The sequence below is a fragment of the Streptomyces sp. 17_S59 genome, from assembly GCF_056930295.1.
Genome location: NZ_JBXOWD010000001.1, coordinates 4,901,794 through 4,915,374, shown reverse-complemented (window position 1 = coordinate 4,915,374; position 13,581 = coordinate 4,901,794). Strand labels below are relative to the sequence as shown.

Genomic DNA, 13,581 nt, shown 5'->3' with positions numbered 1-13,581 from the left:
GTGACTCTGGTGCGGAGGGAAGGGAGAGTTCCGTGATCGTCACGCTGATCGTCGCCTGTGAGGTCGGCTTCTGGATCCTGCTGGCCGCCGGGCTGAGCCTGCGCTACCTGGCACGTATGCCGCGCACGGGGGTCGCGGTGCTGCTGCTGGAGCCGGTGCTGGAGCTGGTGCTGCTGATCGCCACGGCCGTCGATCTGAAGAACGGCGGCGAGGCCGACTGGAAGCACGGCCTGGCCGCGGTCTACATCGGCTTCTCGGTGGGGCTGGGCCACTCCACGATCACGTGGGTCGACCAGCGCTTCGCCCACCGCTTCGCCGGGGGCCCGCCGCCGGTGAAGCCGCCGAAGTACGGCGTGGCGCGCACCGTGCACGAGTGGAAGACGGCCGCCCGCTGGATCGTGGCGGCGGCGGTGGCCCTGGGACTGCTCCAGGGCGCGGTCTGGTACGTCGGCGACTCGGGCGACATCAGCTCGCTGCGGAACTGGCAGAGCAAGATGCTGCTGGTGATCGGCATCAACCTGGTCATCGCCGTGAGCTACACGCTCTGGCCGAAGCAGCCGAAGGACAGCACGGCCGAAGGCTGATCAAGCGACGTTGACGCGCTGCCCGGGCGGGGCCGCCTCGAGCCAGGCCAGGAAGCCGGTGAGGGCGTCCTCGCTCATGGCCAGTTCCAGGCGCGTCCCGCGGTGGAGACAGGCCAGCACGGTCGCGTCCGAGAGGAGCGCCAGCTCCTCCTCGCCCTGGGGCGTGCGGCGCTGGAGCACCTCGATGGAGTCCCGCTCCAGCACCCGGCGCGGCCGCGGCGCGTACGAGAAGACCCGGAACCACTCGATCCGGTCGCCGTTGTAGCGCGCCACCCCGTACACCCAGCCCTTGCCGACGGGCTCCGGGTCGTCCTCGGGAACGTTCCAGCGCAGACTGCAGTCGAATGTGCCGCCCGAGCGCTGGATGAGCCGTCTCCGCAGTCCGAAGACGAACAGCCCCACCAGCACCAGCAGGACGACGATGCCGCTCACGAGCAGCGCGAGGACCATCTCCACCGACCTCCTCGCATCATCTAGAGCAACCGCACCTGCGTGATTGCCTCAGCCGCGGACCGCCCTGGAGTTCCAGTGCGGTCCGCGGCTGAGGGACGTACTCGTAGCGGGTCTCGGGCTAGTGAACGCCCGTGACCGCCCTCAAGCGGACGTCCGCACGCCGCTCGGCGGCGGCGTCGGCCTCCGCCTTCGCGCGCTCGAGCGCCCGCTCCGCACGCTGGACGTCGATCTCGTCGGCAAGCTCCGCGATCTCGGCCAGCAGCGAGAGCTTGTCGTCGGCGAACGAGATGAAGCCGCCGTGCACCGCGGCGACGACATTGCCGTCGGCGGTCTTGATGGTCACCGGGCCGGACTCCAGCACACCGAGCAGCGGCTGGTGGCCGGGCATGACGCCGATGTCACCCGATGTGGTACGCGCGATGACCAGAGTGGCCTCGCCGGACCAGACGCTTCGGTCCGCCGCGACCAGCTCGACGTGCAGCTCAGCAGCCAACGTGGCTCCTCGGGTCTCCACCCGCCGGGTGCGGCGGGTGTTGGGTCAAAGAATAGGGGACGTGACGTCCGGGGGCGGGAGTGCCCCACCCCCGGACGTCAGAGCACAAGGGCTCAGGAGACGCCCAGCTCCTTGGCGTTCTTCTTGAGGTCCTCGAGACCACCGCACATGAAGAAGGCCTGCTCCGGGAAGTGGTCGAACTCACCGTCGCAGATCGCGTTGAACGCGGCGATGGACTCGTCCAGCGGAACGTCCGAACCGTCGACACCGGTGAACTGCTTCGCCGCGTGGGTGTTCTGCGACAGGAAGCGCTCGACGCGACGGGCGCGGTGGACGACCAGCTTGTCCTCTTCGCCCAGCTCGTCGATACCGAGGATCGCGATGATGTCCTGGAGGTCCTTGTACTTCTGCAGGATCCCCTTGACGCGCATGGCGGCCTCGTAGTGGTCCTGCGCGATGTAGCGCGGGTCCAGGATGCGGGACGTCGAGTCCAGCGGGTCGACCGCCGGGTAGATGCCCTTCTCCGAGATCGGACGCGACAGAACGGTGGTGGCGTCCAGGTGGGCGAAGGTGGTCGCCGGGGCCGGGTCGGTCAGGTCGTCCGCGGGGACGTAGATCGCCTGCATCGAGGTGATCGAGTGACCACGGGTCGAGGTGATGCGCTCCTGCAGGATGCCCATCTCGTCGGCCAGGTTCGGCTGGTAGCCCACCGCGGAGGGCATGCGGCCGAGCAGGGTCGAGACCTCGGAACCGGCCTGGGTGAAGCGGAAGATGTTGTCGATGAAGAACAGCACGTCCTGCTTCTGCACATCGCGGAAGTACTCCGCCATGGTCAGACCGGCCAGGGCGACGCGCAGACGGGTGCCCGGGGGCTCGTCCATCTGGCCGAAGACCAGCGCGGTCTTGTCGAGAACGCCGGCCTCCTCCATCTCCGCCATGAGGTCGTTGCCCTCACGGGTGCGCTCACCGACACCGGCGAAGACGGAAACACCCTCGTGCAGCTTCGCCACACGCATGATCATTTCCTGGATCAGAACGGTCTTGCCGACACCGGCACCACCGAACAGACCGATCTTGCCGCCCTTGACGTACGGGGTCAGCAGGTCGACGACCTTCAGGCCGGTCTCGAACATCTCGGTCTTGGACTCGAGCTGGTCGAAGGCCGGGGCCTTGCGGTGGATCGACCAGCGCTCGGCGCCCTCGACCGTGGACGGGTCCTCGTTGAGGACCTGGCCCAGGGTGTTGAACACCTTGCCCTTGGTCACGTCACCGACCGGGACGGTGATGCCCGTGCCCGTGTCGGTCACCGTGGCCTGGCGGACCAGACCGTCGGTGGGCTGCATGGAGATGGAGCGCACCAGGCCCTCGCCGAGGTGCTGCGCGACCTCGAGCGTCAGGGTCTTCTTGCCGCCCTCCACCGCCGGGTCGTCGACCTCGACGTGCAGGGCGTTGTAGATCTCGGGCATCGCGTCGACGGGGAACTCCACGTCGACGACGGGGCCGATGACCCGCGCGACGCGGCCCGTGGCGGCGGCCGTCTCAACAGTGGTCGTCATTACTTGTCACTCCCCGCGGTCGCGTCGGCCAGAGCGCTGGCGCCACCGACGATCTCGCTGATTTCCTGGGTGATTTCGGCCTGTCGGGCCGCGTTGGCAAGCCGCGAGAGCGACTTGATGAGCTCTTCCGCGTTGTCGGTCGCGGACTTCATCGCACGGCGGCGGGCGGCGTGCTCGGAAGCGGCGGCCTGCAGCAGCGCGTTGTAGATCCGGGACTCGACGTACCGCGGCAGCAGAGCGTCGAGCACACCCTCGTCGGACGGCTCGAAGTCGTACAGCGGAAGGATCTTGTCCTTGACCGCCTCCGACTCCTCGGCCGTCGCCTCGAGGCTCAGCGGCAGCAGCCGCTTGTCCACCGGCGTCTGCGTCATCATCGACACGAACTCCGTGAAGACGATGTGCAGCTCGTCGACACCGCCCTCGGCCGTGTCCTGCTGGACGGCCTCGATCAGCGGCCCGGCGACCTTCTTGGCGTCCGCGTAGGTCGGGCTGTCCGTGAAGCCCGTCCAGGACTGGACGACCGGGCGCTCACGGAAGCCGTAGTACGCGACGCCCTTGCGGCCGACGATGTACGTGACGACTTCCTTGCCCTCGGCGCGCAGGCGCTCGGCGAGCCGGTCCGCCGCCTTGATCGCGTTGGAGGAGTAGCCGCCGGCCAGGCCGCGGTCGCTCGTGACGAGCAGCAGCGCGGCCCGGACCGGGCTCTCCACCTCGGTGGTGAGGGCGTGCTTGGTGTTGGAGCCGGTGGCAACCGCGGTCACTGCCCGGGTGAGCTCACTGGCGTACGGAGTGGACGCGGCCACCTGGCGCTGTGCCTTGACGATGCGCGAGGCGGCGATCATCTCCATCGCCTTGGTGATCTTCTTGGTCGCGGAGACGGACTTGATCCGCCTCTTGTAGACCCGGAGCTGGGCACCCATATGCTCAGCCCTCGCCCAGCAGCTTGCCGTCCGAGGTCTCGAACTGCTGCTTGAAGGACGCGATCGCGTCGCCCACGGCCTGCAGCGTGTCGTCGGACATCTTGCCGCCCTCGCGGATGGAGGTCATCAGGCCCTTGTGCTCGCGGTGCAGGTAGTCCAGCAGCTCGCGCTCGAAGCGGCGGATGTCCTCGACCGGGACGTCGTCCATCTTGCCGGTGGTGCCGGCCCAGATGGAGACGACCTGGTCCTCGGTGGAGTACGGGGCGTACTGCGCCTGCTTCAGCAGCTCGACCATGCGCTTACCGCGCTCCAGGGCGGCCTTCGAGGCAGCGTCCAGGTCGGAACCGAAGGCGGCGAACGCCTCCAGCTCGCGGAACTGGGCGAGGTCCACACGGAGGCGGCCGGAGACCTGCTTCATGGCCTTGTGCTGGGCGGAGCCACCGACACGGGAGACCGAGATACCGACGTTCAGCGCGGGGCGCTGACCGGCGTTGAACAGGTCCGACTCCAGGAAGCACTGGCCGTCGGTGATGGAGATGACGTTGGTCGGGATGAACGCCGAGACGTCGTTGGCCTTGGTCTCGACGATCGGCAGACCGGTCATCGAGCCGGCGCCCATCTCGTCGGAGAGCTTGGCGCAGCGCTCCAGCAGACGGGAGTGCAGGTAGAAGACGTCACCCGGGTAGGCCTCACGGCCCGGCGGACGGCGCAGCAGCAGGGAGACGGCACGGTAGGCGTCGGCCTGCTTCGACAGGTCGTCGAAGACGATCAGGACGTGCTTGCCCTGGTACATCCAGTGCTGACCGATGGCCGAGCCGGTGTACGGGGCCAGGAACTTGAAGCCCGCCGGGTCGGACGCCGGGGCGGCGACGATCGTCGTGTACTCCAGGGCGCCGGCCTCCTCCAGCGCGGCGCGGACGCCGGCGATGGTGGAACCCTTCTGGCCGATGGCGACGTAGATGCAGCGGACCTGCTTCTTCGGGTCGCCGGTGCGCCAGTTGTCGCGCTGGTTGATGATCGTGTCGACGGCCAGCGCGGTCTTGCCGGTCTGGCGGTCACCGATGATCAGCTGACGCTGGCCACGGCCGACCGGGGTCATCGCGTCGACGGCCTTGTAGCCCGTCTCCATCGGCTCGTGGACCGACTTGCGCTGCATGACCGTGGGGGCCTGCAGCTCGAGGGCGCGGCGGCCCTCAATGCCGGTGATCTCGCCGAGGCCGTCGATCGGGTTGCCCAGCGGGTCGACGACGCGGCCGAGGTAGCCCTCGCCCACCGCGACGGAGAGCACCTCACCGGTGCGCTGCACCGGCTGGCCCTCCTCGATGCCGCTGAACTCGCCGAGGACGACCGCACCGATCTCGCGCTCCTCGAGGTTGAGGGCGAGACCGAGGGTGCCGTCCTCGAACCGCAGCAGCTCGTTCGCCATGGCCGAGGGAAGACCCTCGACCTTCGCGATGCCGTCGCCGGCAACGCTGACCGTACCGACCTCCTCGCGCGAGGCCGCGTCCGGCTTGTACGCCTGGACAAAGTTCTCCAGTGCGTCCCGGATCTCCTCCGGCCGGATCGTGAGCTCCGCCATCTGGGTTCCCTGCTCTCCTTGTTGGGCCCGAAGTAATTCTGGGGGGTCTGGGGGACACACCCCCCAGGGACACCGTCGGCCCAACTCGGGCCGTCAGTACATGCTCTTGAGTTGGTGGCTGGTCAGCCGGCCATCCGGCGGCTCGCCTCGGCGAGCCGGTCCGCGACGGAACCGTTGATGACCTCGTCGCCGATCCGCACCTGGACACCGCCGATGACCTCGGGGTCGACGTCCAGGTTGAGGTGGACACGGCGCCCGTACAGCTTGGCCAGCGCATCACCGAGACGCTGCTTCTGCCGGTCGTCCAGCGGCACCGCGGAGACGACCTCCGCGACCATGCGGCCCCGGCGGTCCGCGGCCAGCTTGGAGAGGGCGTTGAGCCCCGCTTCCAGACTACGGCCACGCGGTGCGGTCACCAGCCGGAGGACGAGGCGCTCGGTGACCGGGTTGACCCGGCCGCCCAGCAGCTCGCGCACCAGACCGGCCTTGGCGGCCCGGTCGGCGACGCGGTCGGTCAGCGCGGAGCGCAGCCCGGGGTTCGCGTTGACGATCCGGCCGAAGCGGAACAGCTCGTCCTCGACGTCGTCCAGGTCACCGGCGCGCTCGGCGGCGACCAGGTCGGCGGCGTCCGCCAGCTCCTCGGTCGCGTCCACCAGGTCGCGCGAGCGCGACCAGCGGGAGCGCACCATGCCGGCGACGAGGTCGGCGCACTCGCCGCCCACCTGACCGGCCAGCAGGCGCTTGGCCAGCTCGGCCTTGCCCTCGCCGGACTGCGCCGGGTCGGTGAGGACCCGACGCAGCGACACCTCACGGTCCAGCAGGGCGGTGACGGCGGCCAGTTCCCCGGCGAGCTTCGCCGCGTCCACGGACGTGTTGTCCGCGAGCGCGTCGAGGCTCTCCCGTGCGGAGGCCGTGGCCTCCCGGCTCGCAAGGCTCATCGGGCAGCCTCGGCCTTCGTCACGTCCACCGACTTCGCCGCGACCTCGTCGAGACCGTCGAGGAAACGGTCGATGGTCCGGCTCTGCCGGGCCGAGTCCGCCAGGGACTCGCCTACGATCCGGCCGGCCAGGTCGATGGCCAGCTGGCCCACGTCCTGACGCAGCACGGCCTCGGCGGCCTTGCGGTCGGCCTCGACCTGGGCGTGGCCGGCAGCGATGACCTCGTCACGCTGCCGCTCGCCCTCGGACCGCATCTCGGCGATCAGCGCGACGCCCTGCTCCTGAGCCTCCTGGCGCAGACGCGCAGCCTCGTGGCGTGCGTCGGCCAGCTGAGCCCGGTAGTCCTCGAGGACCTGCTGAGCCTCGGCCTGGGCGGCCTCGGCCTTCTCCATGCCGCCCTCGATGGCCGCCCGGCGCTCGTCCAGAACCTTGTTGATGTTCGGGAGGAGCTTCTTGCCGAGGAACAGGAAGACGATGAGGAAGGCGATCAGGCCGATGATGAGCTCTGGCATCGGCGGGAGGAGAGGGTTCTCCATCTCCTCGGACGCCAGCTGCGTCAGGGCGTACACATCAGTGCCTTTCGTCGAAAAGGGGGTTGTCGCAGGGTCGGTTTACTTGTAAACGAAGCCCATGACGATGCCGATCAGGGCGAGCGCCTCACAGAAGGCGAAACCCATGATCTGGTTGGCGCGGATCAGACCGGCCGCCTCGGGCTGGCGGGCCAGCGCCTGGGTGCCGTTGCCGAAGATGATGCCGACGCCCACGCCGGGGCCGATCGCGGCGAGGCCGTAGCCGATCGCAGCAACGTTGCCGCTGACGGTGTCGGTGGCGGCAAGGGTCTGGAGAGCGGACATGCCGGTTCTTCCTTCTCTTTCACGGACCGGTGGGGGTTGGCCACCGGACGTCTGTTGGACTGGGGGCGGGGAGGCGGGCTGCTCAGTGGTGCTCGGCGAGCGCGCCCTGGACGTAGTTGCAGGCCAGGAGGACGAAGACGTACGCCTGCACTGCCTGGATGAAGAGCTCGAAGGCGGTCATCACGATCGTCATCACGAAGGACGCGCTCGCGTAGGCGATGCCGATCCCGTTCAGCAGGTACCAGCTCGCGACCGTGAACATCACGATCAGCATGTGACCGGCGAACATGTTGGCGAAGAGCCGGACCGCGTGGGTGAAGGGGCGGATGATCAGGTTCGAGAAGAACTCGAGCACTACGACCAGGGGCAGGATCCCGCCGAGCGACTTGTCGTAGCCGGTCATGTTCTTCCAGGCGCCGACGAAGCCGTGCTTCTTGAACGTCAGGCCGACCCACAGGACGTACACGACCAGCGCGAGGCCCGCCGGGTAGGCGATGATCGACGTCACCGGGAACGAAGCCACCGGGATGATCGACCAGATGTTCATCATCCAGATGAAGAAGAACAGGGAGACCATGAGGGGGACGTACTTCTCGCCCTCCTTCTTCCCCAGGGCCTCGTAGACGAGCCCGCGCCGGACGAAGTCGTAACCGGCCTCACCGATCATCTGCAGCTTGCCGGGGACGACCTTGGCCCTGCCGAAGGCGGCCCAGAAGAACCCCACGACGATCAGCGAGCCAAGGATGGCCAGCAGCATCGGCTTGTTGAACTCGAAGCCACCGATCGTGAAGAGCGGCTCGAAGACGAACGAGTGGAGGCCCGGGGCCGGGAAGCCGCACCCTTCGAAGATGTGGCAATCGGTCTCGAAGGCGAGCAGCGTCTGGTCAGCACTCACCGCGAGCTCCTTCAGCGTGGCGCATAGGTACGGCAACCTCGTTGTGTCGGCGCGGCATGCAGCCACGGAACGGCACTGGACTGGTCTTACGGATAGGGGTGCAGGCCGGCGAGCGGCCGGAAGTCATCGCGGGCGCCGGCTGCACGGCAGGCCGATTCTCGCCCGTGAGAGCCGGGGGTTCGGCCACCTGCGTCCGCTGCACCTCAGATGGCACCGGACGATAGCAGGTGAGCGCGCGAGCATTTATTCCGGCCCTACCTGTCATGACGGAGACCCGGTCGGCGCGGACTTCTTCGCGTCTCCGGACTCCGGATCCACATAAAGGATCTTCGCCTTCAGGAACGAACGCGTCTGCGCCCCGATCCACACGAGGGTCGCGGCGAGCAGAGAGAAGGCAAAAGTCTTGGTGTCGAACAGCGTGGTGTTCTTGAACACCAGCAGGAACACCGCCACCAGCAGAATCTGCGTCGTGTAGAGCACCAGGCCCATCATCTGGAACAGATGGGGCAGGTGCCGGGCGGTGCGGTTCAGGATGACGAGCCCCGTGGCCATGACGCCGACGGCGAGGATCACGCCGACGGCGGCACCGATCCCACCCTTGCCTCCGGCGAGCACCGAGCTGATGACGACGGCGAGGAAGCCGGCCACGGCGGTCGGGACGGCGCACTGCACGAGCGTTCGGGCGTCGTTGGACTGCATGAAGGGTTTCTCCGGCGAGAGGTCGGAAGCAACGATTCGTCGTGGACGAGCGTATCCCCGGGATGAGACATGACTCGCGACGAAGGGCCGTCGCACTACGGTCCTTCGGCTCTAGCACCGGGTTTCGTGAACGGTATCACAAACTATTTGATGAGGTCTTTACCTGCATCGTGTGCCGCATGTCACACGCAGGGGTCAATGCCCAGGTCATAAGGCTGACGCAGGGCCGATTTCTCTGCTAGAGCGGTCCGGATTTTCGTCTCTCGCCCACTGCCGCGCCGCCTACTGACGGGTGCCGATCTCCCGGCCCTGCGCGAAGCGCGAGCGGTCGCCGATGGCCGTCGCGCCGTGCAGCCCGGCCGGCACGGCCTCCCGGCCGCGCTCGTCCGCACCGGCCGCGGCGGGCGCTTCCGCAGGGGCCTCGACGACCTTGCGGCGGTAGCGGGGCGGCACGAAGCGCTCGGCCCAGCGGGGGGCGCGCGGGGTGAAGCGGGGCATCAGCAGCAGCACCAGGCCCACCGCGCTCAGTGCGGTGATCAGCAGCAGGATCCACACGCTCGCCGAGTTCACGGAGTAGGCGACGGTGCCGAAGGCGATGAGCCCCGACCAGAAGTACATGATCAGCACGGCGCGGCTGTGCGAGTGGCCGAGTTCCAGCAGCCGGTGGTGCAGGTGGCCGCGGTCGGCGGCGAACGGCGACTGCCCCTTCCAGGTGCGCCGCACGATCGCCAGCAGCAGGTCCGCGACCGGCACCGCGATCACCGTCAGCGGCAGCAGCAGCGGGATGTACACCGGCACCGTGGCATGCACGGCGGCCCGCTCGGATCCCGCCCACAGCTTGAGCGCGTCCGGGTCGACCTGCCCGGTGATGGAGATCGCGCCCGCCGCCAGCACCAGCCCGATGAGCATCGAGCCCGAGTCGCCCATGAAGATCCGGGCGGGGTGCATGTTGTGCGGCAGGAAGCCCAGGCACATGCCCATCAGGACGGCCGCGAAGAGGGTCGCGGGGGCGGCCGCCTCCAGGCCGTGCCCGAACCACATCCGGTAGGCGTACATGAAGAACGCGGCGGCCGCGATGCAGACCATGCCGGCCGCCAGGCCGTCCAGGCCGTCGACGAAGTTCACCGCGTTGATGGTGATCACCACCAGCGCGACCGTCAGCAGCGTGCCCTGCATGGGCGTCAGCGAGACCGTGCCCACGCCGGGGATCGGGATGAAGAGGATCGTCAGGCCCTGGAGCACCATCACGCCGGCGGCGATCATCTGGCCGCCCAGCTTCACCAGGGCGTCCACGCCCCACTTGTCGTCCAGCACCCCCAGCAGCCAGATCAGCCCGGCGCCGGAGAGCAGCGCGCGCGGCTCGTTGGAGAGCTGGAAGACGGCCTTCAGGTTGGACAGGTGGGCCGCCACCAGCAGCCCCGCGCACAGCCCGCCGAACATCGCGATGCCGCCGAGCCGCGGGGTGGGCTCACGGTGCACGTCCCGCGCGCGGATCTCCGGCATCGCGCCGGCCACGATCGCGAATTTCCGCACCGGTCCCGTCAGCAGGTAGGTGACCGCCGCGGTGACGCACAACGTCAGCAGGTATTCACGCACGGGCTGCCCCAGGGATCGCGCTGGACATCACAGCCCCACACCATATTCTCGTCGGCCCCCAAACCGTGAACGCGGGAGTAGACGCCCGCCACCCCCCGGCGGTTGCAAATGATCACATGTGGGATCGATAGGGCGGGAACTTTCCGGCCAGCTCGGCGACCGCGACCCGGGCCTCGCCCGCACTGACGGCGCCGCGCAGCACGCGGCCCATCATCCGGCCCACCTCGTGCATCTCGGCCTCGCCCATGCCCTGGGTGGTGACCGCCGCCGTGCCCATCCGCAGCCCCCGCGCGCTGCCGTGGGCGAGCCCGCAGGTGTCCAGGACGATCGCCGCGGCGGCGAGCCGCCCGCGGGCCGTGACGGCGTCCAGGGCGAGCGGGGAGACGTCGACGGTCACCAGGTGCGTGTCCGTCCCTCCCGTGGCCACCAGGAGCCCCTCGGCGGCCAGGGCGGCGGCAAGCGTGCGGGCGTTGGCCACGACCTGGTGGGCGTACGCGACGAAGGCCGGGGTCGCGGCCTCGCCGAAGGCGACGGCCTTGGCCGCGATCGTGTGCATCTGGGCGCCGCCCTGCGTGAACGGGAACACCGCCCGGTCCACCCGCTCGGCCAGCCGGCTGCCGCACAGGATCAGCCCGCCGCGCGGCCCGCGCAGCACCTTGTGCGTGGTCGCGCAGACCACGTCGGCGTACGGGACGGGGCTGGGCGCCGCTCCCCCGGCGATCAGCCCTATGGGGTGGGCGGCGTCCACGATCAGATGGGCGCCGACCTCGTCGGCGATCTCGCGGAAGGCGGCGTAGTCGGGGTGCCGGGGGTAGGAGATCGAGCCGCAGACGACGGCCTTGGGCCGGTGCTCGCGGGCCAGGGCGCGCACCTGCGCGTAGTCGATGAGGCCGGTGTCCTCGCGCACGCCGTAGCCGACGAAGTCGAACCAGCGGCCCGAGAAGTTCGCCGGGGAGCCGTGGGTGAGGTGGCCGCCCTGCCGGAGGGCCATGGCGAGCACGGTGTCGCCGGGGCTCAGCAGCGCGGCGTAGGCGGCCAGCACGGCGGCGGTGCCGGAGTGCGGCTGGACGTTGGCGTGCTCGGCCCCGAAGAGGGCCTTGGCGCGGTCGAGGGCGATGCGCTCGGCGAGGTCGACCATCTCGCAGCCGCCGTGGTGCCGGGCGCCCGGGTAGCCCTCGGCGTACTTGTTGGTCAGTGGGGAGCCCAGGGCGGCGAGGACGGCGGGCGAGGCGAAGTTCTCGGCGGCGATGAGCTGGAGGCCGGTGGACTGGCGCTCGGTCTCGCCGAGGAGCAGGCCGGCGATCTCGGGGTCCTGCCGCAGCAGCGAGGTGAACCCCGGCTCCCAGGCGGCGTGCGGCCCCGGCGGCCGGGTGGTGCGGGCGGTACGGGCACGGGCCGGCGTGCCGGTACCGCGCGGGGGCGCTGGGCTGACGGGCATCGCGGACTCCGGGCTGTGCGGTGCGATGACGCAGGGGGACGACGCGGGGCGGTGTGCTGCGCTGTGCGGCGGTGCGGTGCGGTGTCTCGGGTGTCTCAGCACCAATGTAGGCCCGCCACTCCCCATACGCCCGATATGGAGCCATTTGCCGCTGTCCGGCTTCGGTCCGCCCCTCCCGGCGCGGCGCCCGGGACGGGCCCTCAGGCCCGGGAGGATACGCCGGTGAGCGCCGTCACGACGGGGTCGAGCGCCTGGTTGATCTCGTCGCCGATGGAGCGGAAGAAGGTGATCGGGGCGCCGTACGGGTCGTGGACCTCGTCGGCCTCCGGGTTCGGGGCCAGCAGCCAGCCGCGCAGCGCCGCGGCGGCCTGCACCAGGGCGCGGGCGCGCTCGACCACCCCGCCGACCCGCTCCGGGTCCGGCAGCGTCGCGGGGTCTATGGCCCGCACCAGCCGGGTGAACTCCTTCAGGGTGAAGGTGCGCAGCCCCGCGGAGTGGCCCATGGAGATGACCTGGGCGCGGTGGTCGCGGGTGGCGGTCAGCACGAGGTCGGCGCGGATGACGTGCTCGTCCAGCAGCTCCCGGCCGATGAAGCCGTGCGGATCGGCCCCGAAGTCCGTCAGGACCGTCGCGGCGTGCGCCTCCATGGGCGCGCCCTCGTGGCCCCAGGTGCCCGCGCTCTCCACCACCAGGCCGCCCGCGTACGGGTCGCCGAGGCGGCGGGTGAGGGCGTGCCGGGTCAGCCGCTCGGTGATGGGCGAGCGGCAGACGTTGCCGGTGCTGACGTGGAGGATGCGGAAAACGTCGCTGGAGGGTTCCGGTCCCGCTATGCCACGCCCCTGCGTGGCGATCAATTCGCCACCTCGAGGTCGGGTACCACCTCGCGGAGCTGCTCGGCGCTGATGGCGCCGGCGCGCAGCAGGACGGGCACCTTGCCGGTGACGTCCACGATGGAGGACGGCACGTCGGCCGGGGTGGGGCCGCCGTCGAGGTAGACGGAGACGGAGTCGCCCAGCATCTCCTGGGCGGCGTCGCAGGTCTGCGGGGCGGGATGGCCGGTGAGGTTGGCGCTGGAGACGGCCATGGGGCCGAACTCGGTGAGCAGCTCGATGGCGACCGGGTGCAGCGGCATGCGCACCGCGACGGTGCCCCGGGTCTCGCCGAGGTCCCAGGTCAGCGACGGCTGGTGCTTGGCGACGAGGGTCAGCGCGCCGGGCCAGAAGGCGTCGACCAGCTCCCAGGCCTGCTCGGAGAAGTCCGTGACGAGCCCGTGCAGGGTGTTCGGGGAGCCGACGAGGACAGGCGTGGGCATGCCCCGGCCGCGGCCCTTGGCCTGGAGGAGGTCGCCGACGGCCTGGCTGCTGAAGGCGTCCGCACCGATGCCGTAGACGGTGTCGGTGGGCAGCACGACCAGCTCGCCGCGGCGGACCGCGGCCGCGGCCTCGCGCAGGCCGGTCTTGCGGTCGGTCGCGTCGCTGCAGTCGTAACGCCGTGCCATTTAACGGACCTCCTCGGGCTGTGCCTCTGTCTGGAAACGATCGGTCCGGGACCGATCGGCCTGGTGCGGGTCGGCGGC

15 protein-coding genes are annotated in these 13,581 nt (G+C 69.8%); 1 reads left to right on the top strand and 14 read right to left on the bottom strand.

From position 1 onward, the window contains the following. The first annotated feature begins 32 nt into the window (after positions 1 to 32). The gene (locus AC1Z4A_RS22475; RefSeq protein WP_483681503.1) at positions 33 to 584 is read left to right on the top strand and encodes a hypothetical protein; all 552 of its coding nucleotides are present in this window, start codon (positions 33 to 35) and stop codon (positions 582 to 584) included. Here the strand turns inward: AC1Z4A_RS22475 and AC1Z4A_RS22470 are convergent, their stop codons facing one another. The 14 genes from AC1Z4A_RS22470 to AC1Z4A_RS22405 all read right to left on the bottom strand — a co-directional run bounded on the left by AC1Z4A_RS22470 (position 585) and on the right by AC1Z4A_RS22405 (position 13,503). Continuing rightward, positions 585 to 1,034, bottom strand: coding sequence for a DUF2550 domain-containing protein (locus tag AC1Z4A_RS22470; RefSeq protein ID WP_483683686.1), 450 nt, complete (start codon positions 1,032 to 1,034; stop codon positions 585 to 587). A 121-nt stretch (positions 1,035 to 1,155) separates the two neighbouring features. Next, the gene (locus tag AC1Z4A_RS22465; RefSeq protein ID WP_483681501.1) at positions 1,156 to 1,530 is read right to left on the bottom strand and encodes a F0F1 ATP synthase subunit epsilon; all 375 of its coding nucleotides are present in this window, start codon (positions 1,528 to 1,530) and stop codon (positions 1,156 to 1,158) included. Between the two features lie 113 nt (positions 1,531 to 1,643). Beyond that, complete coding sequence (gene atpD / locus AC1Z4A_RS22460; protein ID WP_483681499.1) at positions 1,644 to 3,086, bottom strand: F0F1 ATP synthase subunit beta; 1,443 nt, start codon at positions 3,084 to 3,086, stop codon at positions 1,644 to 1,646. After that, positions 3,086 to 4,006: a F0F1 ATP synthase subunit gamma gene (locus AC1Z4A_RS22455; protein WP_483681497.1), complete on the bottom strand. Its 921-nt coding sequence runs from the start codon at positions 4,004 to 4,006 to the stop codon at positions 3,086 to 3,088. The genes atpD and AC1Z4A_RS22455 overlap by 1 nt, the downstream gene beginning before the upstream one ends. A gap of 4 nt (positions 4,007 to 4,010) precedes the next feature. Next, entirely contained in the window at positions 4,011 to 5,585 is a 1,575-nt protein-coding gene (atpA, locus tag AC1Z4A_RS22450; RefSeq protein ID WP_483681495.1) for a F0F1 ATP synthase subunit alpha, read from the bottom strand. A gap of 122 nt (positions 5,586 to 5,707) precedes the next feature. Then, complete coding sequence (locus AC1Z4A_RS22445; protein WP_483681493.1) at positions 5,708 to 6,523, bottom strand: F0F1 ATP synthase subunit delta; 816 nt, start codon at positions 6,521 to 6,523, stop codon at positions 5,708 to 5,710. After that, entirely contained in the window at positions 6,520 to 7,092 is a 573-nt protein-coding gene (locus AC1Z4A_RS22440; protein WP_483681491.1) for a F0F1 ATP synthase subunit B, read from the bottom strand. The genes AC1Z4A_RS22445 and AC1Z4A_RS22440 overlap by 4 nt, the downstream gene beginning before the upstream one ends. A 42-nt stretch (positions 7,093 to 7,134) precedes the next feature. Continuing rightward, entirely contained in the window at positions 7,135 to 7,377 is a 243-nt protein-coding gene (locus AC1Z4A_RS22435; protein WP_071964963.1) for an ATP synthase subunit c family protein, read from the bottom strand. A gap of 82 nt (positions 7,378 to 7,459) precedes the next feature. Next, on the bottom strand, positions 7,460 to 8,272 hold the full coding sequence (gene atpB, locus AC1Z4A_RS22430) for a F0F1 ATP synthase subunit A (protein ID WP_483681489.1): 813 nt from the start codon (positions 8,270 to 8,272) through the stop codon (positions 7,460 to 7,462). A 261-nt stretch (positions 8,273 to 8,533) separates the two neighbouring features. Continuing rightward, positions 8,534 to 8,971: a Cg1360 family ATP-synthase-associated protein gene (locus tag AC1Z4A_RS22425; protein ID WP_483681487.1), complete on the bottom strand. Its 438-nt coding sequence runs from the start codon at positions 8,969 to 8,971 to the stop codon at positions 8,534 to 8,536. Between the two features lie 282 nt (positions 8,972 to 9,253). Continuing rightward, positions 9,254 to 10,579, bottom strand: a complete 1,326-nt coding sequence (locus AC1Z4A_RS22420; RefSeq protein WP_483683685.1) for an MraY family glycosyltransferase — start codon at positions 10,577 to 10,579, stop codon at positions 9,254 to 9,256. Between the two features lie 100 nt (positions 10,580 to 10,679). Continuing rightward, positions 10,680 to 12,005 carry a serine hydroxymethyltransferase gene (locus tag AC1Z4A_RS22415; RefSeq protein ID WP_483681485.1) on the bottom strand — a complete coding sequence of 442 codons (1,326 nt, stop codon included), beginning with the start codon at positions 12,003 to 12,005 and terminating at the stop codon, positions 10,680 to 10,682. Between the two features lie 200 nt (positions 12,006 to 12,205). After that, complete coding sequence (locus AC1Z4A_RS22410; RefSeq protein ID WP_483681483.1) at positions 12,206 to 12,859, bottom strand: arsenate reductase/protein-tyrosine-phosphatase family protein; 654 nt, start codon at positions 12,857 to 12,859, stop codon at positions 12,206 to 12,208. After that, positions 12,856 to 13,503, bottom strand: coding sequence for an L-threonylcarbamoyladenylate synthase (locus AC1Z4A_RS22405; protein ID WP_483681481.1), 648 nt, complete (start codon positions 13,501 to 13,503; stop codon positions 12,856 to 12,858). Before AC1Z4A_RS22405 ends, AC1Z4A_RS22410 begins: the two co-directional genes overlap by 4 nt. Positions 13,504 to 13,581: the final 78 nt, after the last annotated feature.